Raw genomic sequence first — 25,617 nt, 5'->3', positions numbered from 1 at the left:
TCTGGTTCATGGCTTGGTACGAGGGTGGCGCATGGGGCGTTCAGTCGGACCGGGGGGACTCGTACGCGGATGCGTCGATTTACCGGGATACGGCCGCCGGGCCGCCCGCGCGGGGCAACAGCCCGATCGCGGCGACCGGTACGACGGCCAGGGCCAGCCACGGCACGGCCGCGGGCAGCCCCGCGTCGAGGAGGGTGCCGGTGGCCGCGCTGCCGAGGAGGACGATCAGACCGGAGACGGAGGAGAGGGCTCCGGTGTAGAGGCCGAGGCGGCCGGGTTCTGCGAGGTCCGGGACCCACGCCCGGGCGACGGGCGCGATGAGCATCTGGCCGAGGGTGAGCAGGACGACGAGCGCGACGGCGGGCAACAGCCCGGTGGCGCCGGTCAGTTGGGCGGGGCGGGCGACCGCCACGGCCGTGAACCCTGCGGCGATCAGCAGCAGCCCGGCCGCCATGGACCGGCGCGGGTCGAGCCGCTCCCCCGCCCACCGGGTGACCGGCACCTGCGCGGTCACCACCAGCAGCGAGGACAGCGCGAACAGCCAGGCCAGCGGCGCCTGCGAGCCCGCCGTACGCTCGACCTCCGCGGGGAGGGCCAGATAGAGCTGGTTGTAGGCGAGGAGATAGGCGCCGTAGGCACAACACAGCGCCAGGAAGGGCCTGTTGTGTACGAGAGTCCGCGCACCGCCCTTCGCCGTGACCCGTGTCCGGCCGGGGATGTGCTGCGGCAGCAGCCGGGCATGGCCCGCGAGGACGAGCACGAAGACCGCGGCCCCGGCGAGACAGGTCACCCGGAAGTCCGCCGCGAGCAGCAGCGCGCCGAGCAACGGGCCGACGAAGGCGCCGACTTGACCGGCGACGGTGAACAGCGCGAGCACGCGCGTGCGTTCGCCTCCGCCCGTCTCCTCCCACTCGACCGCCTGTCGCGCGACCTCCGACTCCACGGCCGGGGAGAACAACGCGGCGGCGAACCCGATGAGCAGGACGGCCCCGACGACGGACCAGGTCCGCTCGGCGTACCCGAGCCAGCCGAACCCGGCGATCCGCAGCACGCACCCGGCGAGCACCACGGGCCGCACCCCGTACCGGTCGGCGAGGGCCCCGCCGACCACGAACAGCCCCTGCTGGCTGAAGGTCCGCAGCCCCAGCACGAGCCCGACCAGCCAGCCCGCCATGCCGATCGCGTCCGCCAGGTGCTCGGCGAGGAACGGCAGCACGGCGAAGAAGCCGACGTTGAAGGCGAGTTGGGTGAGGATCAGCAGCCGGAGCAGGGGCGAGAGCGGGGTCCGTACGAGGGTGGCCTTGCTCATCGGGCCGCCAACTTCCCTTGCCCCGCTGCTCGTACGCCGCCGGACGCCGTCACCGCGAGCGCGCCGAGGAGCGCGAGGACGGCGGCGGGGGCGAGAACGGCCCAGGGGGCGCGTTCGGCGTAGGGCTGGTTCTCGGCGAGGAGCAAACCCCATTCAGGGGAAGGCGGTTGGGCACCTAGGCCGAGGAAGCCGAGCGAGGCGAGGGCGAGGGCGACACCGGGCAGACGGAGCAGGGCGTGCCGGGTGACGGGTGGCAGGACGGCGGGCAGCAGCGTGTGGCGCAGGAGGTGCCGACGGCCCGCGCCCAGGCCCCGGGTGGCGGTGACGTGCAGGGTGGCGCGTTCCTGGCGCAGCAGCGCGGAGGTGTGCGCCGCGAGGGGGGTCCACGCGAGGACGGCCACGGCGAGGGCGGGGGTGCCGCTCCCGTTGCCGGCCACTGCGGTGACCAACAGGGCGGCCAGGACCGGCGGTACGGCGTTCACCGTGTCGACGAGCGGCCCTGACAGGCGGGGCGCCAGCCCGAGCAGTACGCCGGTGCCGAGCGCGACGGCACTGATCGCGAGGGCGAGCAGCAGGGTGTCGACGGCGCCGTGGGCGACCCGTGCGAGGAGGTCCCGGCCGAGCGCGTCGGTGCCGAACGGGTGGGCCCAGGTGGGGTGGTGGAGACGCAGTCCGGTGTCGAGGGCGAGGGGGTCGCGGGGCAGACCGAGCGCGACGACACCGAGGAGGAGGGCGCCGAGGACAACGGGCCTGGTACGTCGGGCAGTTGGGTCGGCGGGCCCGTGGAGGGAGGGGAGCGCGTCGGCACGCAGTGCGGGGCCGACGAGCAGGCGGGCGGCGAGGCGGGCGAGTCCGGCGGCGCCGGCGGCGAGCAGGAGGAGGGCGAGGGTGCCGGCCTGGAGGACGGGCAGGTCCTGGGCCAGGGCGGCCTGGAGGGTGGTGCGCCCGAGCCCCGGTATGTCGAAGATCTGCTCGACGGCGACGGCTCCACCGGTCAGCCCGACGACGAACAACCCCGTATTGGGCAGCAGTCCGGGCAGACACCGCCGCACGGCATGCCGCGCGATACGCCCCCCGGACAGCCCCCGCGCGACCCCGGCCCGCACCCACGGCTCGGCGAACGCCCCCGGCAGCAGATCGTCGAGCAGCCGCCCCAGCACGGCCCCGGCGGGCACCCCGAGCGCGAGCGCGGGCAGCGCGACCCAGCGCGGCCCGTACCACCCGAGCGCGGGCAGCCACCCGAGCCGCACCCCGACGACCGTGGCGAGCACGGACGCGACGAGGAACTCGGGAAGCGCGGCGAGCACGGCGGACCCGGTCCGCCCCGCGGGGCGACCGGTCCGCCGCAACGTCCGCGCGCACACCGCCCCGGCGGTGACAGAGGCCACCACGAGCGCCGCGCTCATCAACAGCAGGGACGCGCCCAGGGCTTGGAGTACGGCGGGCGTGACCTCGGCGCCGGAGATCCAGGAGCGGCCGGCGTCGCCGCGCGGCAGGCCGGTGAGCCATTGGCCGAGGAGGTGGAACGGGCCTTTGTCGAGGCCGAGTTGGGTGCGGACGGCGGCGAGGACCTCGGGGTCGGGGTCGCGTTCCGCCGAGCGGGCCTTGAGGACGGTGAGGGCCGGGTCGGTGCGGGAGAGCCAGGGCAGCAGGCCCACCGCGCAGATCAGGGCGGCCGTGAGGAGGGCGCGCCACAGGAGCGCGGTCGTGCGGTGCGGCATGGTTCAGCGCCGGGTTCCGGTGCCGACGAGGGTGCGCTCGTACGGGTCGAGGAGCACGCCCTTGACGGAGGCGCCGACGCCGGTGACGACCCGTTGGTGCACGAGCGGCACGACGGCGTCGGTGCCGAGGATCTCGGCCTCGGCCGCCATCGCCGCGTTCTGTCGTGCGGAGGTGTCGGCGGTTCCCGCGGCCTTCGCCACGGCCCGGTCGACGGCCTGGTCGCACAGCAGGGCGAGGTTGTAGCCGCCGTCGCAGGTGTAGTCACTGGCGAGCACGGCCACCGGATCACCCGTGTCCACCAGGGTGTTGCGGGCCACGACGAACGCGTCGAACCTCCCGGCCAGCGCGTCGCTCTCGATCCGCGCGTACTCGCGGACCTCCAACTCGACCTTGAATCCCGCCTGTTCGAACTGCTGCTTCAACACCTGCGCGGCTTCGGGGAGTTCGGGCCGGTTGTCGTACGTCGCGAGGGTGATCGCCGTCCCGCCGGGCGCCGCGGCCTCGGCCCGGCCGACCGGTTGCCGGCGTTTACCCGCGGCCCAGGTGACGGCGGGGCCGTAGATGCCCGCGCCCGCGTCGGCGTGCCCCTCGTAGACGCCCTTGGCCAACGCGCTCGTGTCGACGGCCGCACGGGCCGCCGCCCGGAGCTTCGGGTCCTTGAACGGGCCCGTCCTGGTGTTGAGTTGGAGGCTCGTGGTGCGGGTGGTGGCGGTCTCGCGGCGGGTGGCGTTGTCGAGGGTGGCGGCCTGGGCGACGGGTATCGCCTCCGCCATGTCGACCTGCCCGGTGCGCAGCGCGTTGGTGCGGGCGGTGCCGTCCGCGATGAACCGCGCGTCGATTCCGGCGGCCTGGGCGAGGCCGCCCCAGTAGTCGTCGAAGCGGTCGAGGGTGGCCGCCGTGGAACCGGTGACCTTCGTCAGTGCGAAGGGACCGGTGGCGGTGCCGACCGGGTCGACGCGGCCCTTCTCCTCGTACGCCTTCGGGGACAGGACGGCGAGGGCGGGACCGGCCAGCCTCAACGGCAGCACGGAGTCCGGGGAGTTGGTGCGCACGCGGACACGGTCGCCGCCCGCGGACTCGGCGGTGAGGGTGACACCGGAGAGCGCGGCGGGCGCGGGCTTCGCCTCGGCGGCGTGGGTCAGGGCGGCGGCCACCCGGGCCGGAGTGACCTCGGCACCGTCCTGGAAGGTGGCCTCGCGCAGGGTGAACAGCCAACTGCGGTCGCTCTCCCGCTGCCAGGACCGGGCGAGCGCGGGCTCGGCGGAGCCGTTGGCGTCCAGCGAGGTCAGGCCCTCGGTGACGCCGAGGCGGCTGAGGATCGTGGCGTCGGCGCCGTACGGGGAGAGGTTCTCGGCGGGCGGGAACGCGAGGGCGACGCGGAGCCGGGCACCGGACGTCCCGGTCGTGTCCTCGCCCTCCTCTCCGGCGGAGGCGAAACAGCCGGTGAGCAGCGGGGCGAGGGTGAGCGCGAGGAGCAGTCGGGCGGGTCGAGTTCGTCGTGTGCGCATCGCGTCTACCGCCCCGTCGCCAGTTCGAAGTGCACGACCTGCCCGCCGTGCGGGTCGTCGCGCTCGTCGTGCACGACCTCGCCGAGCGACCGCCAGAAGGCCTCGGCGCCGGGCACGGCGGGATCGGTGTGCAGATATACGGCGCGGTAGCCGCCGTCGGCCGCGGCGAACGCGCGGAGTTCGGCGACGAGGTGCCGGGCGAGGCCGCGACGGCGGTGCGCGGGGCGGACGTAGACGCGACGCAGTTGTGCGGTCTCGCCGGAGGGGTAGCGCTCGGCGAGGTCGCGCGGGTTCGGCGGGTGGACCGGTCCACGGGAGTCGAGTGCGGCGGTCGCCACGACCGTGCCGTCGGCGGGGTCGAGCGCCACGAGGAGGGTGTGGCGGGCCGGGGCGAGGTAGGCGGCGGCCGGGTCGACGATGTCGCCGTGCCAGCGGGGCACGTAACCGGTGCGGAAGTCGCGGTAGACGGTGTCGAGCATCACGGCACGCGCACCGTCGATATCGTCCGGGCCTGCCGCCCTGATGCAGTAGTCAAGCACTTGCACATCATATGCATTAAGACTCCTGGGTCTTGATCGCCCTTGGACCGTTCCTGGATCGCCCTTGATCCACTCGATTTGACAGCCTCGCGGCCACCCCCTAAAACCTAGCCACATGACATTCATTTTCAAAACCGCGAAAGCGGCGGACCGGTAGTGCGCGTCGCGTTCGTCGGCAAGGGCGGCAGCGGAAAGACCACGCTGTCGGCGCTCTTCGCCCGCCATCTGGCCCGCTCCGGCGCCCCCGTGCTCGCCATCGACGGCGACATCAACCAGCACCTGGCCGAGGCCCTGTCCCCCGGCACCGAACCGGTCACCGCGCCGCCCCTGGCCGCCCGGTTGACCGAGCTCAAGAACTTCCTGCGCGGCACCAACCCGCGTATCGCCTCCCCCGAGGCGATGATCAAGACCACCCCGCCGGGGCGCGGTTCACGCCTGCTGCGCCTGCTCGGCGACGACGAGGTGCACGCCCGCCATGTGGTCCGGGCGGGTGACGTACCACTGATGGCCACGGGCGAGTTCGAGGAGAGCGACCTCGGGGTGGCCTGCTACCACTCCAAACTCGGCGCGGTGGAGCTGTACTTGAACCATCTCCTCGACGGCCCCGGCGAGTACGTCGTGGTCGACATGACGGCCGGCGCCGACGCCTTCGCCTCCGGCCTGTTCACCCGCTTCGACCTGACGTTCCTGGTGGCCGAACCCACCCGCAAGGGCGTCTCCGTCTACCGCCAGTACCGGGACCACGCACGGGAGTTCGGGATCCGCCTCGCCGTGATCGGCAACAAGATCACCGGCGAGGACGACCTGCTCTTCCTCAAGGAGGAGGTGGGGGACGATCTCCTCACCCACCTCGTCCACTCCCCCTGGGTACGCGCGGCCGAACAGGGCCGGGCCCAGGGCGAGTTGGAGCAGCACAACCGCCATGCCCTGACCGTCCTCCGCGAGGCCGTCGACGCCCGCCCCAGAGACTGGCCCACCCTGCACCGCCACGCCGTCGAGTTCCATCTCCGCAACGCCCGCGCCTGGGCGGACAGGGCGACGGGCCTGGACCTCGCGGCACAGGTGGACCCGGAGTACGTACCGGGCCCGACACCCCAGCCCTGACCACCACCTACCGACCACTCGTCAACTACCGGACAGGACACCCTTTTCATGTCTCTCGACGTCTCCCCGAAGCTCCTCGCCGAGGCCGAACACGGTGACATCCGCGAGGCGGACTTCGTGGACACGGTCCGCACGTCCCTGCCGTACGCCTACGACCTCATCGCCGGTCTCGCCACCGAACTCCGCGACGGCACGGCGGACTTCACCGACAACCAGACCCCGCCCCCGTCCGAACGGGAACGCGGCCAACTCCTGCGGGCGCTGGCCAGCGACGCGATCCGGGGCAGCCTGGAGCGCCACTTCGGGGTGGCCCTGGCCTTCCAGAACTGCCACCGCGTGGCGGCGTTCCGGCCGACGGACCGGGACGGGGAGACCTACGCGCGGTTCACGTCGGTGCGGTCCCAAGTCCTGAACCAGTCACCGGAGTTCAGGGACTGCTGACGGACTCCACCAGCGCGACGAACCGCTCGGCGTCGTCCAGCCACGGCATGTGCCCCGCGCCCGGCTGGACCGCGAACTCGGCGTTCGGGAACAGCTCCGCGTACTCCGCCATCGCGCGCGGTGGGGCGGAGATGTCGAACTCCCCGGCGAGGACGAGCACCGGGGACGTGAAGCCGGCCAGCGCCGTACGGGTGTCGGCCGGGCTGAAGGCGCCTTCGGCGGCGTGGGCGGCCGCGGCCTCCGCATTCCTCTGCTTCTCGTCGGCCTCCTCGAAGGCGCGGGCCCGCTCGTCCCAACGGGCGTATGCGAAGGGCGCGATGGCCTCCCAGGAGTCGGAGGTCGCACGGCCCGCGGTGATCTCCTCCAGGGCGGTGAACGCGGGTCCGAACCACGGTTCGGACCCGCGCAGTCGCGCCACCGCCAGGCGGTCCTCGGCCGAGATCCCGATGCCCACCGCGTAGACGCTGGGCGTGACCAGGGTCAGTCGGGCCACGCGGTCCGGGTGGCGGGCCGTGTACAGCGCGGCCAGGTTCGCCCCGGCCGAGTGCGCGAGCAGGTCGATGCGGTCCAGGCCCAGGTGCTCGCGCAGGGCCTCGACGTCGTCCACCAGGCGGTCGCAGCGGTACGACGCCGGGTCCTGGGGCACCTCCGACGCGCCCGTGCCGCGTAGATCCAGCCGGATCAGGCGACGATGGGCGGTCAGGCCGCCGAGGGTGCCGAGGTAGGCCGAGTCGCGCATCGGTCCGCCGGGGAGGCAGATCAGGGGCGGGCCGTCGCCCTCCACGTGATGGGCGAGGCGGGTTCCGTCGGGTGCGGCGAAGGTCGGCATGGGCGTGAGCGTGTCAGGGGGCCGGTCCTGCGGCAACCGGATTCCCGGGCGCGGTGCGTGCGGCGAACGGGCCGGTCCGGTGCCGCGCTCCGGACCGGTCCAGCTCTCACCTCTTCTGCTCGACCCGCACCCAGTCCACCTCCGCCTGCACTCCCCCGGCCGCGACCTTGTCGACGCTCGACTGCGGCAGGCCCCAGTACGGCGTGGTGACCTGGTTCCAGCCGGCCGGATACGCGCCGCCCAGGGCGAGGTTGAGGATGACGTACTGGTTGTGGTCGTAGACCCATTGGCCTCGGGTCGATTCGAGTTTGTTGCGGGTGGTCTCCTGGACGAGGCTGTCGTCGACGTAGAAGCGCATCGCGGTCGGGGTCCATTCGACGGCGTACGTGTGCCACTGGTCGGCCGTGCCGGCGTTCGGGTACGTCTGGCGGGCGCCGATGTTGCCGTCCGCCGAATAGCCGGGGCCGTGGAGAGCCGTGCTCGTCCAGGTCGGGTAGCCGATGTTCTCCATGATGTCGGTCTCGCCGGAGGCCGGCCAGGACACCGACGGGTCGTCGACGTTGCTGCCGAGCAGCCAGAAGGCGGGCCAGAACCCGTCGCCGACCGGCAGTTTCATACGGGCGCTGACCTTGCCGTAGGTGAAGTCGAAGTGGGTGTTGGTGTCGATGCGGCCCGACGTGAAGTCGTACGTGCCGCCGCCTGCCTGCGTGCAGCCCTTGCAGTACTTCGCCGCGAGGATCAACTCACCGTTCTGCGTACGGACGTTGTCCGTCGAGTCGACGTACGCCTGGGACTCGCCGTTGACCGAGCCCATCTCCGTGCCGGTCCGCACGACCCGCCACTTGGAGCGGTCCAGGGCGGCCGACGTGAAGTCGTCGAAGAACGTCGTCTGGTACGTGCCCGACTGGTCGCCGGGGAGTGCGGGGTAGGCCGCCGCCGCGCTGCCGCCGGTGCCCCAGACCTGGAACTCGTAGAGCGAGTAGCCGAATTGGGCCGTGTAGGGCGCCGGGTTGTAGAAGGAGCGGCGTTCCTTGCCGAGCATGCGGACGTAGCGACCGGTCACGGGCTGGGGCAGCGTCACCGTGTCGTGGCGGCCCGTCGCGTCGGCGGGGGCCTGGACGTTCGCGCGGCGGGCGGCGATGTCGGCGGCCGAGGGTTCGTAGACCGTGCGCCAGGTGCTGTTGTCGTCGGAGACCTGGAGCAAGTAGTCGACGGCGTAGGCGGATTCCCAGTAGAAGTCGACCGTGTCGATCGTCGAGGTCGCGCCGAGGTCGACCGAGACCCAGCGGTCGGCGTTCCAGTCGCCGGCCCAACGGGTCGCGTCGTCCTTGAGGTTGGCGGGCCAGCCGCCGTCGGTGACGTACGTCGGTGAATTGCCGTTGTGCTGGTAGTAGTTGGAGTACGCCGGGTGATTCAGGGCGAGGTTGGTGCGGGTCGTGGAGGTGGGGGCCGGTTCGCCGCCGTAGACCTTGAAGGAGTAGAGGGAGTAGCCGTAGGGCGTGGCACGTTCCAAACCGCGCAAGCGGATGTAACGGCCCGTCACTTCCTGGGGGTACGTGCTCGTGGTGACCGAGCCTCCGGTGCCGGCCGTCTCCGTGTAGAAGGGGGTCCAGTCGGCGCCGTTCTTCGAGATCTCCAGGACGTATCTCTTGCCGTAGGCGGCCTCCCAGTCGAGGGTGACGCGGTCGACGCGGAGGGTGGTGCCGAGGTCGAGGCGGATCCAGGCGTCGTCGGCGAAGTTGCTGGACCAGCGGGTCGATCCGTCGCCGTCGAAGGCGAGGCCGGGGGTGGTGCCGGCGTTCTCGCTGCCGGAGGCGGTGACGGCGGCCGGGTTCGCGGCGTAGGCGGCGGCCGCGCGGTCGGTGTCCCAGGTCGCCGCGACGGCGGCCTGCGGGGCGGGGGCGGCGAGGGCCGGGGTGGCGGTGAGCAGGGCCAGCGCGGTGAGCGCCGTGAGCAGGGTGCGGGTGGGCATGCGGGTCTCCTTGAGGGGCGGAACTCCTTCTGGGGGTGATCGTGATGACGTGCACATGACACACATGGGGTTGATGGTGCCCCGGTGGGCGGGGGCTCCCCCACCCGCACCCACCGGGACGGTCTCGGTCAGGCCGCGCGCCGCGCCGAGCTGCGGTGGTCGCGGATGATGTCCGCGTACCGGCGGCCGGTGCCCTTGATCGTGCGGACCTGGGTCTCGTAGTCCACGTGGACCAGTCCAAAGCGCTTGTCGTAGCCGTACGCCCACTCGAAGTTGTCGAGCAGCGACCAGGCGAAGTAGCCGGCCAGCGGGGCGCCCTTGCGGGCCGCCGAGGCGCAGGCGGCGAGGTGCTGGACCAGGTAGTCCTGGCGTTCCGGGTCGTCGACGGTGCCGTCGGGACGTACGACGTCGGGGAACGAGGAGCCGTTCTCGGTGACGTAGATCCGGCGCGGGTCGTACTCCTCGGTGAGGCGGAGCAGCAGGGTCTCGATGCCGGAGGCGTCGATCTCCCAGTCCATGCCGGTGCGCGGGACGCCGAGGCGGCGCACGGCGCGGGTGTAGGGGGCGGGGCCGTCGGGGGCGTCGGCGACGGTCGCCGGGAAGTAGTAGTTCAGGCCGAGCCAGTCGAGCGGGGCTGCGATGGTCGCCAAGTCGCCCGGCTGTTCGGGGAGTTCGACGCCGTACGTCTCGACCATGTCGGCCGGGAAGCCGCGGCCGTGGACCGGGTCGAGCCACCAGCGGTTGACGTGACCGTCCTGCCGACGGGCGGCCCGGACGTCCTCGTCTCGGTCGCTGGCGGGGTAGACCGTGGAGAGGTTGTTGACGATGCCGACCTGGGCGTTCGGGGCGGCGGCGCGGATCGCCTGGGCGGCGAGGCCGTGGCCGAGGAGCAGGTGGTACGAGGCACGGACGGCGGCAGTTAGATCGGTCCAACCGGGCGCCATCTTGCCTTCGAGGTGGCCGATCCACGCCGAGCAGGAGGGCTCGTTGAGGGTGGTCCAGTGGGTGACGCGGTCGCCGAGGCGTTCGGCGACGACCGAGGCGTACGCGGCGAAGTGCTCGGCGGTGGCGCGCTCGGGCCAGCCGCCGCGGTCCTGGAGCGCCTGGGGCAGGTCCCAGTGGTAGAGGGTGACGGAGGGGGTGATGCCCGCCGCCAGGAGTCCGTCCACCAACTCGTCGTAGAACGCGAGGCCCTTGGGGTTCACCGGGCCGTCGCCGCCGGGGAGCACCCGGGGCCAGGCGATCGACAACCGGTAGGCGTTGGCGCCGAGTTGGCGCATCAGGCCGATGTCCTCGCGCCAGCGGTGGTAGTGGTCGCAGGCGACGTCGCCGTTGTCGTCGTTGTCGATCTTGCCGGGAGTGTGCGAGAAGGTGTCCCAGATCGACGGCGCGCGTCCGTCCTCGGCGACGGCTCCCTCGATCTGGTACGCCGCGGTGGCCGTGCCCCACAGGAAGTCGTGCGGGAGTGCTGCGAAGTCGATGGTCACTGAAGTCCCTTTACGGTCAGCGGAGTTGGTCGGGTGGGTCACTTGACGGCGCCCGCCGTCAGCCCGGCGACGAGATAGCGCTGGAGCAGCAGGAAGCCGGCGACCACGGGCACGCTGACGACCAGCGAGGCGGCCATGATCTGGTTCCAGTACACGTCGTTGAGCGTGGAGTAGCCCTGCAGTCCGACGGCCAGCGTGCGGGTGGCGTCGTTGGTCATCACGGAGGCGAAGAGGACCTCGCCCCACGCGGTCATGAAGGCGTAGACGGCGACCGCGACGATGCCGGGGATCGCGGCGGGGACGACGACGCGCAGCAGCGCGCCGAGCGGTCCGCAGCCGTCCACCAGCGCGGCCTCGTCCAAGTCCCGTGGCACGGAGTCGAAGTAGCCGATCAGCATCCAGATGGAGAACGGGAGCGAGAAGGTCAGATACGTCAGGATCAGCCCGCCGCGCGAGCCGAACAGGGCGATGCCCGTGGCGTTGCCGATGTTGACGTAGAGGAGGAACAGCGGGAGGAGGAAGAGGATGCCGGGGAACATCTGCGTCGACAGGACGGTGACCGTGAAGACGCGTTTGCCGCGGAACTCGTAGCGGCTGACGGCGTACGCGGCGAAGACCGCGATCACCACCGAGCAGAGGGTCGCGGCGACGGACACGATCAGCGAGTTCATGAAGTACTTCGCGAGCGGGACCGTCGACCAGATGTCGATGTACGGGCGGATCGTGAGCCCGCTCGGCAGCCAGCGGAACTTGCCCGTGACGTCCGAGAGCGGTTTCAGGGAGCTGGAGAGCATGACGTACACCGGCACCAGGACGAAGCCGGTGAGCAGGGTGAGGAAGATCCGCCGCGACCAGATGAAGGAGCGGGGCGGGGCCATGGGTGAGGTGGGGCTAGACATCGGCCGCTTTCCGTCCGCGTGAGGTGAACACGAGATACACGCCGGTGACGACGAGCAGGAACAGGAGCAGCAGGACCGACATCGCCGAGCCCGTGCCGAAGTTCCAGGTGACGAACGAGGCTTGGTAGATGTGCACCGAGATGAGGTCGGCCGCCTCGGGGGCCGCCCTGCCGAACAGGACGTACGGCGTGTTGAAGTCGTTGAACGTCCACAGGAACAGGACGAGGACCAGCACCTGGTTGACCGGGCGCAGTGACGGCAGGGTGATGCGGCGGATCTGCTGCAGCAGGCCGGCGCCGTCGATCGAGGCCGCCTCGTACAGCTCCTTGGGGATGTTCTGCAGGCCGGCCATCACGATGAGGAAGGCGAACGGCCAGCCCTTCCACACGTGCACGATCAGCAGGGCGTAGAAGCTGTTGTCGCCGATCAGCCAGAACGACGGCTTGCTCGTGATGTGCAGTTGATCGTGCAGGACGTGGTTCACCAGGCCGTTGTCGTGCTGGAACATGAACACCCAGGTGATCACGGCCGCGTAGACCGGGAGCGCGTACGGGATGAGGAAGAGCGCTCTCAGAAAGCCCCGGCCGCGGAAGTTGTCCTGCAGGTAGATCGCGGTGACCGTGCCGAGGAGCCAGCAGAAGGCGACCGAGAGCAGGGTGAAGCCGACGGTGACGAAGAAGGAGTGGAGGAGCGCCTTGCCGACGGGGGCGCTGAAGTCCACCGAGACCTTGTAGTTGTCGAAGCCGGACCAGGGCGCGGTGCCCCAGTCGCGGATGTAGAACTGGGTGAGCTCCTTGAAGCTCATGACGATGCCGATGACCATCGGCACCAGGTGGACCAGGAGTTCGAGGAACAGGGCGGGCAGGAGCAGCAGGTACGGCAGTCCGATGCGGCGGATCCGTTCGCCGCGCCGCCGGCGCGGGCCGGGGGCCGCCGGGTCGGAAGGGTTCTTCCGCACGGCGGCCTCCGGGGTGACAGTGCTCGTCACAGTCGCACTCACTTCGCCGGCATCTGCTGCTGGGCCTTTTCGAGCTCCGCCTTGACGGACGCGGTGGTGACCGCGCGTCCGGCGGCGGCGTCGGCGAACAGGTCCTTGACCGCCGTACCGACCGCCGTCTCGAACTGCGACTCGTCCGCGACCTGCGGCAGCGCGGCGGCGCTGGTCGCGAGGGTGTTCTTCAGGACGGAGTTCGCCGGGGTGTTGAACGCCGTGTCCTCCTGCGCGGCCTTCACCGGCGGGATGGAGCTGTAGGCGGTGTTGAGGATCTTCTGCTCGGCGTCGCTCGTCATGAACTTCACGAACTTGGTCGAGCCGTCGAGGTTGTCGGTGTTCTTGAAGACGGCCAGGTTGATGCCGGCCACCATCGAGTTCACCTGCGCGCCCGTGCCGGGGGTGCCGGACTGCACGGGTATCGGGGCGATGCCGTAGGCGCTGTCGCTCATGCCCTGCGACTTGAGGTTGGCGGACGCGGACTGCCACATCAGCATCGCCGTCTTGCCCTTGGCGAAGTCGCTGACGGACTGGTTCTGCGCGTACTCGGCGTTGCCGACCGGGATGACCTTGTCCTTGGCCATCAGGTCGACGTACTGCTTGACGGCGGCCACGACACCGTCGTTGGTGAAGTCGGCCTTGCCGTCGGCGGTGAAGAAGTCGGCGCCGTGCTGCTTGGCGAAGACGAAGGTGTGGTGGATGTTCTCGGAGACGTTGGCGCCCTCGGCGCCCAGGGCCTGCTTGCCCTTCGCCTCGATCTTCTTTCCGTCGGCCACCAACTCGGCCCAGGTGGCCGGGGGTTGGGAGATGCCCGCGTCGGCGAAGATCTGCTTGTTGTAGTAGAGCGCGTACGCCATCGAGTACAGCGGGACGGCGGCCGGGTCCTTGCCCACGGCGCCGGTCGAGCCGAGCGCGGAGTCGACGAAGCGGTCCTTGCCGCCGATCTTCGCGAAGTTGGCCGTGCTCCACGGCAGGAAGGCGCCGGTGGCCTGGAGGGAGGCGCTCCAGGTGTTGCCGATGTTCAGGACGTCGGGGCCCTGGCCGGAAGTCGTCGCGGTGAGGATGCGGTTGAGCAGGTCGGACCAGGGCACGACCTCCAGCTTCACCGTGATGCCGGTCTGCTGCTTGAACTTGTCGAGCTCGGGCTGCAGGACCTTCTTGTCGATCGCGATGCTGGCGCCCTGGTTGGAGGCCCAGTAGGTGAGCGTCTTGGGCGAGTCGTTGGATCCCCCACCCGTGGACGAACCGCCTCCGCAGGCCGTGGCCGCAAGGGCGAGTGACATGGTGACGGCGCCTACGGCCGCGGCTCGGATGCTGCGCATACTCCGGGTGTCCCTTCAGGGAATGCACTCACGACTTAATTTAGGACGTGAGTTAAACCTCGGAAGCCAAAGGCGTCAAGAGTTTGGACGCCACTCGTCGAACTCGGTCGTACCTCTTGACGGCCGCGTTCACGGACCTGAAGCATTCCCCCGCGAGAGAGCGCTCCCAACCCCACCGGCGTTCATTTCATGAACAAGGAGAGCCGCCTTATGTCCCCAGTTCCCCGCAGAGCCGTCCTCGGTGCCGCCGCCGCGGTGTCCGCCCTGGCCGGGCTGCCCGCAACCGCCTCCGCCGCGTCCGCAGCCCCCACAACTCCCGTCGCGAACAAGCCACTTGCCCTGCCGGGCGGCGGCGATCTCGGCCCCAACGTGATCGTCTTCGACCCGTCGACCGCCGGCATCCAGGCGAAGCTGGACCAGATCTTCGCCCAGCAGGAGACGGCCCAGTTCGGCACCGGCCGCTACGCCTTCTTCTTCAAGCCCGGCACCTACTCCGGGCTCAACGCCCAGCTCGGCTTCTACACCTCGATCGCGGGCCTCGGCCTCTCCCCCGACGACACCACGATCAACGGTGACGTCACGGTCGACGCGGGCTGGTTCAACGGCAACGCCACGCAGAACTTCTGGCGTTCGGCGGAGAACCTCGCGCTCGTCCCGGTCAGCGGAACCAACAGGTGGGCCGTGGCTCAGGCGGCCCCCTTCCGGCGGATGCATGTGCGCGGCAGCCTCAACCTCGCGCCGAACGGCTACGGTTGGGCCAGCGGCGGCTACATCGCCGACAGCCGGATCGACGGCCAGGTCCAGCCGTACTCGCAGCAGCAGTGGTACACCCGGGACAGCGCGATCGGCAGTTGGCTCAACGGCGTCTGGAACATGGTGTTCTCGGGCGTGCAGGGCGCTCCCGCGCAGGGCTTCCCGAACCCGGTGTACACCACGCTGGCCACGACACCGGTCTCCCGAGAGAAGCCCTTCCTCTACCTCAACGGCACCGAGTACCGCGTCTTCCTCCCCGAGAAGCGCACCAACGCGAGCGGCGTGACCTGGGGCAACGGCACACCGCGCGGCACCTCGCTGTCCCTGTCGCAGTTCTACGTCGCGAAGCCGGGCGTCACGGCCGCGACCCTCAACCAGGCGCTCACACAGGGACTTCACCTCCTGCTGACCCCGGGCATCTACCACCTGGACCAGCCGATCCAGGTGAACCGCGCCAACACCGTTGTCCTGGGCCTGGGTTACGCAACTCTCGTCCCCGACAACGGAGTCACGGCCCTCAAGACCGCCGACGTGGACGGCGTACGCCTGGCCGGGTTCCTGATCGACGCGGGCACGGTCAATTCCACCACCCTGCTGGAAGTGGGCCCTTCGGGCACGACGACGGACCACTCGGCCAACCCGACCACCGTCCAGGACGTGTTCGTCCGCATCGGCGGCGCGGGCGCGGGCAAGGCCACCACCAGCATGGTCGTCAACAACCGCCACACGATCGTCGACCACACCTGGCTCTGGCGCGCCGACCACGGCACGGGCATCGGCTGGGACACCAACCGGGCGGACTACGGCCTCGTCGTGAACGGCGCCGACGTGCTGGCCACCGGCCTGTTCGTGGAGCACTTCAACAAGTACGACGTGCAGTGGAACGGCGAGCGGGGCCGCACGATCTTCTTCCAGAACGAGAAGGCGTACGACGCCCCGAACCAGGCGGCGATCCAGAACGGCTCGATCAAGGGGTACGCGGCCTACAAGGTAGGTGACAACGTGACCGTGCACGAGGGCTGGGGTCTGGGCAGCTACTGCTACTACAACGTCGCCCCGACGATCGTGCAGCACAACGGCTTCGCCGCACCGAACCGGTCGGGCGTGAAGTTCCACGACCTGCTGGTCGTCTCGCTCGGCGGACAGGGCCAGTACGAACACGTCATCAACGAGACGGGCGCGGCGACTTCGGGCACGTCGACGATCCCGTCCACGGTGGTGTCGTACCCCTGAGGTCGTGGCGGGTGCGGGCCGGAGCTCCCCCTCCGGTCCGCACCCGCCACCGTCACACCCGTGGGGTGATCTCCGCCATCGGTGACCAACCCCCGCCCTCCACCTCGACGTTGATGATGTCGGGCGTCGCGGCGACGACGTCCGGCATCCACGCCACGGCCGCCTTGAAGTGCTCGGAGCCGACGTGGGCGGCGCCGGCCTCCGGGGACGCGAACGCCTCCAGCAGGACGAAGCGGTTGGGGTCCGCCGCGTCCACGGACCACTCGAAGAAGAGGTTGCCGGGCTCGGCCCGGGTCGCGGCGGTGAAGTCGGCGACCCGGTCGAGCCATGTGTCGCGGTACTCCGGGCGGACGGGGAACCGTACGGCGATGAAGATCATGCGGTGCTCCCAGGTTGTCGGGTCGGCACACGGGAACGTTCCAACCCGAGCGAGCCTCCCACGGGCAGGCGGCGGGAGGTGTCTCACCGGGACACCTCCCGCCCAGGGACGGCCGGCGGGCGGTCCCGGCCGCACCCGGCGCCGGCGGACACTCCGTCGGACGGGTGAGGAACGTCCCTCGGCCCGTGGCCGGCTGCTGCTGCCGTGCAACCGCATCCCACGCCGCGACACCTCCGGCCCACGGCAGAACGTGCAACCGCCCTGCCCTGTACGTGAGTTCGCGCCAGGCCCGCCTCTCCGGGACCGGTGACGGGAGGCGCCCCGTGTGGAGGCGCCTCCCGCCCGTGCGTCGCTACCGGGTCGTCACCCCGCCCGGCACCCGCGCGTACCCGGTCGGCCGAGCCGTGAACGTGCCCCGGCCCTGGGTCCGGCTGCGCAACCGCGTGGCGTAGCCGAAGAGTTCGGACAGGGGCACGGTCGCCGTGACGATCGCCGAGGCCGTGCGGGTCGTCGAGCCGGTGACGCGGCCGCGGCGGGCGGCCAGGTCGCCGAGGACTCCGCCGACCGCGTCCTCGGGCACGGTGACGGTGACCTCGACGACCGGTTCGAGGAGGACCGTCTCGCAGGCGCGCAGGGCTTCCCGCAGGCCGAGGCGGCCGGCCGTGCGGAACGCCTGCTCCGAGGAGTCCTTCACATGGGTCGCCCCGTCGGTCAGCGTGACGCGCAGCCCGGTCACCGGGAAGCCGCCGATCGGCCCCTCGGCGAGGGCGTCACGGCACCCGGCCTCCACCGAGCGGACGTACTCCTGCGGCACCCGCCCGCCGACGACCGCCGAGCGGAACTCGAAGCCGGAGCCGGAGCCGTCGAGCGGTTCCACGTCCAGCACCACGTGCGCGAACTGCCCCGATCCGCCGTCCTGTTTGACGTGCCGGTAGACCAGTCCGGACACTCCGCGCACGACCGTCTCCCGGTAGGCCACCCTCGGGCGGCCCACGGTGACCTCCACGCCGGTGGCCAGGCGGATCTTCTCCACCGCGACCTCCAGGTGCAGTTCGCCCATGCCGGACAGGACCGTCTGGCCGGTCTCGGTGTCGGTCCGTACGACCAACGACGGGTCCTCCTCGGCCAGTCGGGCGAGCGCCGACGCCAGCCTGTCGGTGTCGGTGCTCCTGCGGGCCTCGACCGCCACCGAGACCACCGGGTCGGCGACCGTGGGCGGTTCGAGCAGGAGCGGGGCGTCCGGTGCGCACAGGGTCGAGCCGGCGCGGGCGGACTTGAGTCCGGCCACGGCGACGATGTCCCCGGCGACCGCCCGCTCCAGTCGTTCGTGCCGGTCGGCCTGTACCCGCAGGATGCGCCCGATCCGCTCGGTGCGCCGCGCGCCCGGGTCCCACACCGTGTCTCCCCTCTCGATCGTGCCCGAATAGATCCGCAGATACGTCAGCCGTCCGGTGCCGGCCGCACTCACCTTGAACGCCAGCGCGGAGAACGGCAGTCGAGGATCCGCCGCCCGCTCCTGCTCGCCGCCGTCGTACGTCCCCCGTACCGGCGGCACGTCCGACGGCGCGGGCAGGTACGCCACCACGGCGTCCAGCAGCGGCTCGATGCCGCGGTTGCGGTAGGCCGAGCCGCACAGCACGACCAGACCGTCCCCGGTGCGGGTCAGGTCGCGCAGCGCCGCGCTCAACGTCTCGGCCGACAGGGTGGATTCGGCGTAGAACTCCTCCAGGGCGACCGGGTGCAGCTCCGCCACCGCTTCCTCCAGCAGCCGTCTGCGCCGCCGTGCCTCCGCCAACAGGCTGTCCGGTACCGGGAGTTCCGCCGGTGTGTCGCTGCCGTCGGTCCACACCAGGGCCCGTAGCCGCAGCAGATCGACGACTCCGGTGAACCCGCTCTCCGTGCCGATCGGCAACTGCACCACCAGCGGCGCCGGATGGAGCCGTTCGCGGATCGAGGCGACGGCCGTGTCGAGGTCGGCGCCCGCGCGGTCCAGCTTGTTGACGAAGGCGATGCGCGGTACGCCGTAGCGGTCGGCCTGGCGCCACACCGACTCGCTCTGCGGCTCCACGCCCGCGACGGCGTCGAACACCGCGATCGCGCCGTCGAGGACACGCAGGGACCGTTCCACCTCGTCGGCGAAGTCGACATGGCCCGGGGTGTCGATCAGGTTGATCCGGTGACCGTCCCAGGCGCAGGTGACGGCCGCGGCGAAGATGGTGATGCCACGGTCGCGCTCCTGGGGGTCGAAGTCGGTGACGGTCGTGCCGTCGTGGACCTCACCGCGCTTGTGGGTGGTGCCGGTGAGGTAGAGGAACCGCTCGGTGACGGTGGTCTTGCCGGCGTCGACGTGGGCGAGGATGCCCAGGTTGCGGACGGCGGAGAGCGGGGTGGTGGGAGGGCGTTCGGTGCGCACGGCCCGTGGCCTTTCGAAAGTGATTCCGTGCAGGGCGGCGCGATTCCCGTACGAGAGCGAGCAGTTGACGTCGTGTCAGATCGCTGTCACGTCACGGGCATCCGGTGCCGGCCGCGCGGCGGGCACCGGAGGGACGAGGACAGGAGGATCACGGCGGTGCGGTCACGCACGGCGGGCTCCCCTCACTCGTCAACGGATGTGGCGAGTGTAGGGAAGCCCGTGAGGGTGGGGCACCCGGTTTTTCAGGCGCAGGTGGGGACGCCGTCGAGCCAGGCCGGTCCCTGGATGTAGATGTTGGTCACCCAGGCCTTGTAGTCGGGCAGGTAGGACCAGGCGTCGTTGGTGTAGCCGTCCGAGGTGACGAGCTCCGCGTGCTTCTGGCACTCGACGCGGACGGAGGTCGGACCGGGGAAGGCGTAGACGCGGCCGGCGCCGACGGAGGGCGCCGTCTTCGTCCAGACGCCGGTGCCCCAGGTCCGGAAGACATGCCCGGTCACCGCACCGGTGTTGACGCGGACGGCACCGAAGTAGTCGGGGCTCAGGCGGACATCACTGACCATCAGATGCGTGCCGGACTGCTTCGCCTCGACCATCTTGCCGGCGCCGAGGTAGATCGCGATGTGGTGCAGGTCCGCGGAGTCGCCGTAGGCCAGCAGGTCGCCGGGGAGCAGCGGGGCGAGGCCCTGGGCGGCGGTGAAGCGGGCGGCGGCGCGGGTCGTGTAGTACTGCCGGCTCGCGTCGCCGTCGAGGATGTCGGAGCCGGCGGCCTGCGCGTAGGCGTAGCGGACGAGACCCGAGCAGTCGAAGCCGAGCCGCTCGGGGTCGTGTTCGCTGGCCGGGTCGGTGGGGTCGACCTGGCCGTAGGTGGCGCCGGGCTGCGCGCCGTGTCCGCCGCCCCACGTGTACCAGGTGCCCGCGTCGACCTGGGCGCAGGCCGCGGCGATCGCGCTCTGCGCGGCGGCCGAGGCGCCCGGTGCGAGGACACCGCAGCCGCTCGCCGCCGGTGCGGCCGGCGCCGCGACGGCCGCGGGCGCCCAGAGGAGGAAGGCGAGGAGCCCGATGAGTGTGCCGATGATTCCGGTCCGCCGAAGCATGCCGGGACCCCCGTTTTCTGTGGTCCGAGACTGGTCGGGCACCAGCCTGCCGAGCCCGGCCCGGCCGGTCGAGGACCCGGCGTCACCCCACGCCGAGAGGCAACGGGAAACCCTGGGGAAACCCGCCCCACCAGGGGAGTTGGCCCCCCGGTCAGGGCTTCGCGCACCCGGAGGTGAAGGACACGGGCAGCCCCGGCAGCAGCGTCCCGCGCTCCTCGGGGCCGATCGCCGTGCGCAGCGTGCAGATCCGGGTGAGCTGAGCGCCGAGGTCCAGGTCCCACAGCCGTACGGTCCCGTCGTTGCTGCTGCTGGCGAGGGTCGCTCCGTCGGGCGCGAACGCGACGCCCCACACCGCGTTCGTGTGCCCGGTGAGCGTGGCCCACGGCCGCCCGGACAGGTCCCAGAGCCGGACCGTACGGTCGCTGCCGCTGCTCGCGAGGAGCCGGCCGTCCGGCGAGAAGGCGAGGCCGCGCACGGATCCGGTGTGGCCGGTGAGGGAGGCCTCGAAGCGGCGGTGGCGGACGTCCCACAGGCGGACGGTGCCGTCGTTGCTGCTGCTCGCCAGGGTCCGTCCGTCGGGGCTGAAGGCCACACCCCGGACAGCGCCGGTGTGGCCGGTGAGGGTGGCGAGCGGAGTGTGGGCCGCCGTGTCCCACAGACGGACGGTCAGGTCGTCGCCCGCGCTGGCGAGGACGCGGCCGTCCGGGCTGTACGTGACATCGTTGGCGGAGTCCGAGTGGCCTTTGAGGACGGCGAGTTGGCGGTGGCTCGCGAGGTCCCACGCACGGACCGTGCGGTCGGCGCCCGCGGAGGCGAGGGTGCGGCCGTCGGGCGCGAACGCGACGGAGAAGACGTCCCCGGTGTGGCCGGTGAGGGTCGCCGACGGGCGGTGCGTGCGGACGTCCCACAGCCGGATCGTGCCGTCCGAGCCCGCCGAGGCGAGGGTGCGGCCGTCCGGGGCGAACGCCACCGAGAACACGCTCTCGCGGTGGCCCGTGAACGTCGACACCATCCGGCGCCGGGCCACGTCCCACAGCCGTACGGTGTGGTCCGCGTCGGCGGTCGCCAGGAGTGTGCCGTCCGGGCTGTACGCGGCCTGCGAGACCTCGGTGAACGGACGGGCCGTCAGCACCGGGCCGCGCAGGTCCCACAGCACCACCGACTGGTCGAAGCCGCCGGTGGCCAGGGTCGTCCCGGTGGAGTCCACGGCGACGGACATCACGTAGTCGGTGTGCCCGGCGAGGATCGCGGCCGGCCGTCCGGTGCGCACGTCCCACAGCCGGGTCGTGCCGTCGCCGCCCGCGCTGACGACCGTGCCGCCGTCGGGCGTGTAGGCGACCGCGTTGACGTCGTCGCTGTGTCCGGTCAGCGTCGCCGTGGACCGGTCCGAGGCCACATCCCACAGACGTACGGTCCGGTCTACGCCCCCGGATGCCACGCTCCGCCCGTCCGGCGCGAACGCCACCCCGAGCACTTCGTCCGTGTGCCCCTTGAGCACGGCGCGGGACCGGTCCCGGTCGGTGTCCCACAGACGTACGGTCCGGTCGGCGCCGCCCGAGGCCAGGGTCCGGCCGTCCGGGGCGTAGGCCAGGGTGTTGACCCGGCCGGTGTGCCCGAGGAGCCGCACCACGGAGGGGTGGCCCGCGCCGATGTCCCACAGTTGGACCGTTCCATCCTCGCCTGCGACCGCGAGGGTACGGCCGCGGGGGTCGAAGGCGAGCGCGCGGGCGTCCGTGGAGCTCGCGGGCAGCACGGCCCGCAGCCTGTGGTCGGCGGTGCCCCAGATCCGTACCGGCCCGTCCAGGGATGTCGCCGCGAGGGTGGCCCCGTCGGGGCTGAAGCCGACCGAGCGGACCCGGCCGGGGAGGCTGAGGGTGGCGGTCGTGCGGTGGTCGGCGGTGCGGCGCAGTTGTACGGTGCCGTGCGCGCCGGCCGTCGCGAGGAGGCTGCCGTCGGGGGCGAAGGCGACCGCGTTGACCGGCCCGTGCCGGCCGGCGAGGCGGGCCGAGAAGGCCTGGGCCTGGGTGCTGAGGAGGGCGCCGCGGGCCTCGGGGGTGCGGTCGGCGCGGTAGGCCTCCTCGGCGAGCAGCATCGAGGCCTCGGGCTGGCTGCCGGCCAGGGAGGTGGACTGCACGGCGAGGGCCTGGGAGCGGGCGACGCGCTCCTGGTCGAGGGCACTGGCGCGCTGCTGGTAGGCGAGGGCGCCGGCCGTCACGGCGAGGCCCAGGAGGACGGCGAGCGTCGCGAACAGGGCCTGCCGTAACCGGATCTGACGCCTCGCCAGATGCTGACGCGCGTCCTCTTCGGCCTGGCTGGCGCGGAGGAAGGCCTCCTCGCGGGGGCCGAGGCGGGCGCGGCCGTCGAGTTCGTCGGCCCAGGAGCGGACCGTGTCGAGCCGGGTGCCGCGGTAGAGGGCGGACGGGTCGCGGTTCTCGCGCTCCCATTCGGCGGCGGCGTGGGCGAGTTGCTGGTGGATGAGGAGTCCGGCGCGGTCGGCGTGGATCCAGTCGCGCAGCCGGGGCCAGGCGCGCAGCAGGGCCTCGTGGGTGATCTCGACGGTGTCGCTGTCCACGGTGATCAGCCGGGCCCGGACGAAGACGTCGAGGGCGGCCGACGCGGCGTCCGCGTCGGCGAGTTGTTCCATGAGGGCGCTGCGGCCGGCGCGGCGGCGGGTCGCGACGGTGCCCTCGTCGGAGACGTGCACGAGCCGGGACAGGACGCGCCGGATGGTCTTCTGCTCGGCCGGGTAGAGCTGGGCGAACACGGTCTCGGCGGTGCGGGCGACGGCACCCTGGATGCCGCCGGTGCGCTCGTAACCGGCCACGGTGAGGGTGGTGTTCTCGCGCTGCTGCCAGGTGGCGAGCAGGGCGTGGGAGACGAGGGGCAGGGCGCCGGAGGGCGTGTCGTCGGGGGTGGTGGAGGGGTGGGCGGTGCCGGGTTCGTCGCGCAGTCCGGCGTCGCGCAGCAGCAGGGGGACCAGGCCGGGTTCGAGGGTGACGCCGGCGAGTTCGGCGGGGCGGGTGATGGATTCCCGCAGTTCGGCCACGGACATGGGGAGCAGGACGAACAGTCCGTCGGTGAACACCGGGGCGAGTTCCGGGAGTTCGAGGCAGCGGCCGGTGAAGTCGGCGCGGACGCCGAGGACGACGACGGCGGGGTCCGGGCCGGTGGACAGCGCCCACAGGACCCGGACGAAGGCCCGTCGCTCGCTCTCGTCGGAGCAGAGGGTGAACAGTTCCTCGAACTGGTCGACCAGCAGCACCGGCAGGACCGGTGGCGGGAGGCGCCCGTCGGGGCCGGTCGGGGCACCCTCCGAGCGGGCGCGGACCGCTTCCAGCAGGACGTCGGGGCGCTCGGCCACCTGCTGGGCGGTGAGGTCGAGATCGCTGCCGAGGACCTTCGCCGTCCGTTCGAGGAGCTCGGCCAGCGGATGGACGGTGGGCGTGAACCTGATCACCGGCCAGCGCTCGGCGCCGGGCATCGGGAAGCCGCCGGGGCGGCGCAGGGCGGGGACGAGACCGGCGTTCAGGAGCGAGGACTTGCCGGCGCCGGACGGGGCGACCAGCAACAGCGGTCCGCCGCCGACGCGTTGGAAGACCCGCTCGACGAGCGCGGCCGTGGCCCGCTCCCGGCCGAAGAACCAGGCCGCGTCCTGCGGGGTGAACGCCGCCAGTCCGCGATACGGACAGGCGGGCGCGCTGCCGTCGGTGGCCGGTCCGCCGGCGCGCTCCGCCGGGCCGGCCTCGCGCACCAGTCTGAGCAACTCGCCGTCGGCGCGCAGGATGTGGTCGCACTGGCGGGCCACGTCGACGGTCGCCCGCTTGACGCCGGTCTCGATCTTGCTGAGATAGCCCTTGCTGTAGTGCGTCCGGCGCGCCAGATCGGCCAGCGACAGTCCGCGTTCCCGGCGCAGTTGTCTGAGCTGCGCGGGAAAGGACGACGTGGCCTGTGCGGTGCTCTCGGCGCTCCCCGGCTGGTCGGACCGGTCGGCTGCCGCGTGCTGGTACTGCTGATCCCCCAAGGCGTCCCCCCTGGCACTGCCTGCCCGGATCGTGAGACAGCGGATGCCCAGGCTACTGCGGGGGTCTGACAGGGAGCCAAGCGTTTCACCCGGAGTGGCGAAAAACGGGACTGCCGGGACCGTCTTGGACCGGTCCCGGCAGTGTTCCCCCGTGGTGAGGGATCCGGCTACGGCCGGTTGAGGGTGATGGAGTTGATGGGTGTGAAGTCGAGGCGGTAGGCCCAGTCCTGAGCGATCGTCTGCGTGCAGTTGGTGCCGTTGTAGCCGTTGCACACGCTCACGGTCGCGCCGCCGGTCTGGTTGTTGAGGATCCAGTGGTCGCCCACCTGGTTGCTGAGGTTGTGGGCGCCGTAGCTGTAGTACACGTTGGTCGGGTGCGGGTTGGCGTCCGGGTCGACTCCCTGGCCGTAGATGCAGACCGCCCCGGACGGGCAGCCGTCCCAGGGCGTCCCGTCGGCGGGCTTCGCCTGGGCCGCCCCGCTCATCGCCACCAGCGCGGTGGCGGCGGTCGCGAACGTGGCGGCGGCGCGGAACATCGTGCGCATGTTTCCCCCTAGTGGGTCTCCTGCGTCGTCGCAGGCCGTGCTTCGTGCTGACGGGATCAGCCTGTCCCGGGGGAGTCATGGGGTCGACGGGTTTCCTGTTGCCCGTCCCGCGGGCGACCGGGAAACCCGGCGTGAGCAGGGGTGTTGTGGTCCGGCGGTCAACCGGTGCGGCGCTCGGTCGACCTCCGTGGGCTCAGCCCCAGCCGCTTCAGCGCGTACTTGTCCAGCCACGTCAGCAGGCCGTTCAGGACGAGAGTCATCACCACCAGGACGATCAGTCCGGCGAACTCGGTCGCGGCGTCGAGGTTCATGGCCGAGGTGAACAGTTCGTGGCCGACGCCTTCGGAGGAGGCGATGAACTCGCCGCCGATGACGCCGAGGATCGCGAGGGGGCCGCCGGTCTTGAGGGCGGCGAAGAAGGGCGCGGCGAGGGTGGGGATGGTGACGTAGCCGAGGACGTGGTGGCGGCGGCCGCCCATCACCTGGACGATCTCGACGAGTTCGCGCTCGCGCAGCCGCAGGCCGAGATAGACGTTGTAGAAGACGACGAAGGACACGCCCGTGACGGCGATGTTGATCTTCGACCAGGGGCCGATGCCGAAGAACAGCAGGAAGAGCGGGGCGAGGGCGATCTTGGGGATGCCGTTGACGGCGGCCACCAGGGGTTCCAGGACCCGGCCGGCGAGCGGGAAGGAGCCCAGGAGCAGGCCCATCACCGTGCCGAGGACGACGCCGATGGCGAATCCGGCGACGATCTCGATCGACGTCACCCTGATGTCGTTCCACCCGGAGGAGGAGCCGAGCAGCTTCCCCAGGGCGTGCGAGACGTCGGTGGGCTTGCTGACGGCGTACTCAGGGATGACCGGTCCGCTCATCACCTGCCAGAGGACCAGGCAGAGCGCGATCACCGCGAGGCGCAGCGCCACCACGACGGCGGTGTCCCGCCACCGGCTGTCGGTCCCGCGTCGTCGTCCGGTCGCGGCCGGGGCCTCGGTCGTGTTCTCGGGGGTACTGGTGGCAGTCGCCATCGTCTGCTCCTTCCGCTTGCCCGCCGGC

19 protein-coding genes are annotated in these 25,617 nt (G+C 71.6%); 3 read left to right on the top strand and 16 right to left on the bottom strand.

What is annotated here, in order from left to right:
* Positions 1 to 79: 79 nt before the first annotated feature.
* Genes OG223_RS43210 through OG223_RS43195 form a run of 4 tightly spaced genes read right to left on the bottom strand, consistent with a single transcriptional unit; the run spans position 80 to position 5,078 of the window.
* Positions 80 to 1,309, bottom strand: coding sequence for an MDR family MFS transporter (locus tag OG223_RS43210; protein WP_329261357.1), 1,230 nt, complete (start codon positions 1,307 to 1,309; stop codon positions 80 to 82).
* Entirely contained in the window at positions 1,306 to 3,030 is a 1,725-nt protein-coding gene (locus OG223_RS43205; protein ID WP_329261354.1) for an ABC transporter permease subunit, read from the bottom strand. Before OG223_RS43205 ends, OG223_RS43210 begins: the two co-directional genes overlap by 4 nt.
* Before the next feature lie 3 nt (positions 3,031 to 3,033).
* On the bottom strand, positions 3,034 to 4,539 hold the full coding sequence (locus OG223_RS43200) for an ABC transporter substrate-binding protein (RefSeq protein ID WP_329261351.1): 1,506 nt from the start codon (positions 4,537 to 4,539) through the stop codon (positions 3,034 to 3,036).
* Positions 4,540 to 4,544: 5 nt separating this feature from the next.
* A complete protein-coding gene (locus OG223_RS43195) occupies positions 4,545 to 5,078 on the bottom strand; it encodes a GNAT family N-acetyltransferase (protein WP_329261348.1) in 534 nt (177 codons plus the stop codon).
* Between the two features lie 156 nt (positions 5,079 to 5,234).
* On the opposite strand from OG223_RS43195, the gene OG223_RS43190 reads away from it, so the two are divergent.
* Both OG223_RS43190 and OG223_RS43185 read left to right on the top strand, forming a co-directional pair.
* Entirely contained in the window at positions 5,235 to 6,182 is a 948-nt protein-coding gene (locus OG223_RS43190; RefSeq protein ID WP_329261346.1) for an ATP-binding protein, read from the top strand.
* 48 nt (positions 6,183 to 6,230) lie between these two features.
* A complete protein-coding gene (locus OG223_RS43185) occupies positions 6,231 to 6,623 on the top strand; it encodes an SCO5389 family protein (RefSeq protein WP_329261343.1) in 393 nt (130 codons plus the stop codon).
* Here the strand turns inward: OG223_RS43185 and OG223_RS43180 are convergent.
* The 6 genes from OG223_RS43180 to OG223_RS43155 form a co-directional block, all read right to left on the bottom strand.
* Positions 6,610 to 7,452 carry an alpha/beta fold hydrolase gene (locus tag OG223_RS43180; protein WP_329261340.1) on the bottom strand — a complete coding sequence of 281 codons (843 nt, stop codon included), beginning with the start codon at positions 7,450 to 7,452 and terminating at the stop codon, positions 6,610 to 6,612. The genes OG223_RS43185 and OG223_RS43180 overlap by 14 nt on opposite strands.
* Positions 7,453 to 7,558: 106 nt before the next feature.
* The gene (locus tag OG223_RS43175; RefSeq protein ID WP_329261338.1) at positions 7,559 to 9,424 is read right to left on the bottom strand and encodes a discoidin domain-containing protein; all 1,866 of its coding nucleotides are present in this window, start codon (positions 9,422 to 9,424) and stop codon (positions 7,559 to 7,561) included.
* 128 nt (positions 9,425 to 9,552) lie between these two features.
* Positions 9,553 to 10,911, bottom strand: a complete 1,359-nt coding sequence (locus OG223_RS43170) for a GH1 family beta-glucosidase (protein WP_329261335.1) — start codon at positions 10,909 to 10,911, stop codon at positions 9,553 to 9,555.
* A gap of 38 nt (positions 10,912 to 10,949) precedes the next feature.
* Positions 10,950 to 11,810: a carbohydrate ABC transporter permease gene (locus tag OG223_RS43165; RefSeq protein ID WP_329261334.1), complete on the bottom strand. Its 861-nt coding sequence runs from the start codon at positions 11,808 to 11,810 to the stop codon at positions 10,950 to 10,952.
* Positions 11,803 to 12,798: a carbohydrate ABC transporter permease gene (locus OG223_RS43160; RefSeq protein WP_329261331.1), complete on the bottom strand. Its 996-nt coding sequence runs from the start codon at positions 12,796 to 12,798 to the stop codon at positions 11,803 to 11,805. The genes OG223_RS43165 and OG223_RS43160 overlap by 8 nt, the downstream gene beginning before the upstream one ends.
* An 8-nt stretch (positions 12,799 to 12,806) precedes the next feature.
* Positions 12,807 to 14,123, bottom strand: coding sequence for an ABC transporter substrate-binding protein (locus OG223_RS43155; RefSeq protein WP_329261329.1), 1,317 nt, complete (start codon positions 14,121 to 14,123; stop codon positions 12,807 to 12,809).
* A gap of 210 nt (positions 14,124 to 14,333) precedes the next feature.
* On the opposite strand from OG223_RS43155, the gene OG223_RS43150 reads away from it, so the two are divergent.
* Entirely contained in the window at positions 14,334 to 16,109 is a 1,776-nt protein-coding gene (locus OG223_RS43150) for a coagulation factor 5/8 type domain-containing protein (RefSeq protein ID WP_329261326.1), read from the top strand.
* Between the two features lie 52 nt (positions 16,110 to 16,161).
* On the opposite strand, the gene OG223_RS43145 is transcribed toward OG223_RS43150, so the two are convergent.
* The 6 genes from OG223_RS43145 to OG223_RS43120 all read right to left on the bottom strand — a co-directional run bounded on the left by OG223_RS43145 (position 16,162) and on the right by OG223_RS43120 (position 25,589).
* Entirely contained in the window at positions 16,162 to 16,488 is a 327-nt protein-coding gene (locus OG223_RS43145) for a putative quinol monooxygenase (RefSeq protein WP_329261323.1), read from the bottom strand.
* Positions 16,489 to 16,840: 352 nt separating this feature from the next.
* Positions 16,841 to 18,901: an elongation factor G gene (fusA, locus tag OG223_RS43140; protein ID WP_329261321.1), complete on the bottom strand. Its 2,061-nt coding sequence runs from the start codon at positions 18,899 to 18,901 to the stop codon at positions 16,841 to 16,843.
* 242 nt (positions 18,902 to 19,143) lie between these two features.
* Positions 19,144 to 19,995: an NlpC/P60 family protein gene (locus OG223_RS43135; protein WP_329261320.1), complete on the bottom strand. Its 852-nt coding sequence runs from the start codon at positions 19,993 to 19,995 to the stop codon at positions 19,144 to 19,146.
* Positions 19,996 to 20,146: 151 nt separating this feature from the next.
* Complete coding sequence (locus OG223_RS43130) at positions 20,147 to 24,016, bottom strand: nSTAND1 domain-containing NTPase (RefSeq protein ID WP_329261317.1); 3,870 nt, start codon at positions 24,014 to 24,016, stop codon at positions 20,147 to 20,149.
* A gap of 167 nt (positions 24,017 to 24,183) precedes the next feature.
* Positions 24,184 to 24,561 carry a hypothetical protein gene (locus OG223_RS43125; RefSeq protein WP_329261315.1) on the bottom strand — a complete coding sequence of 126 codons (378 nt, stop codon included), beginning with the start codon at positions 24,559 to 24,561 and terminating at the stop codon, positions 24,184 to 24,186.
* Positions 24,562 to 24,719: 158 nt separating this feature from the next.
* Complete coding sequence (locus tag OG223_RS43120; protein WP_329261313.1) at positions 24,720 to 25,589, bottom strand: ABC transporter permease; 870 nt, start codon at positions 25,587 to 25,589, stop codon at positions 24,720 to 24,722.
* Positions 25,590 to 25,617 lie beyond the last annotated feature (28 nt).

The organism is Streptomyces sp. NBC_01478, from assembly GCF_036227225.1.
Classification (GTDB): domain Bacteria; phylum Actinomycetota; class Actinomycetes; order Streptomycetales; family Streptomycetaceae; genus Streptomyces.
Note: the sequence above shows the minus strand (reverse complement) of the source record. Positions and strands in the feature narration are given on the sequence as shown.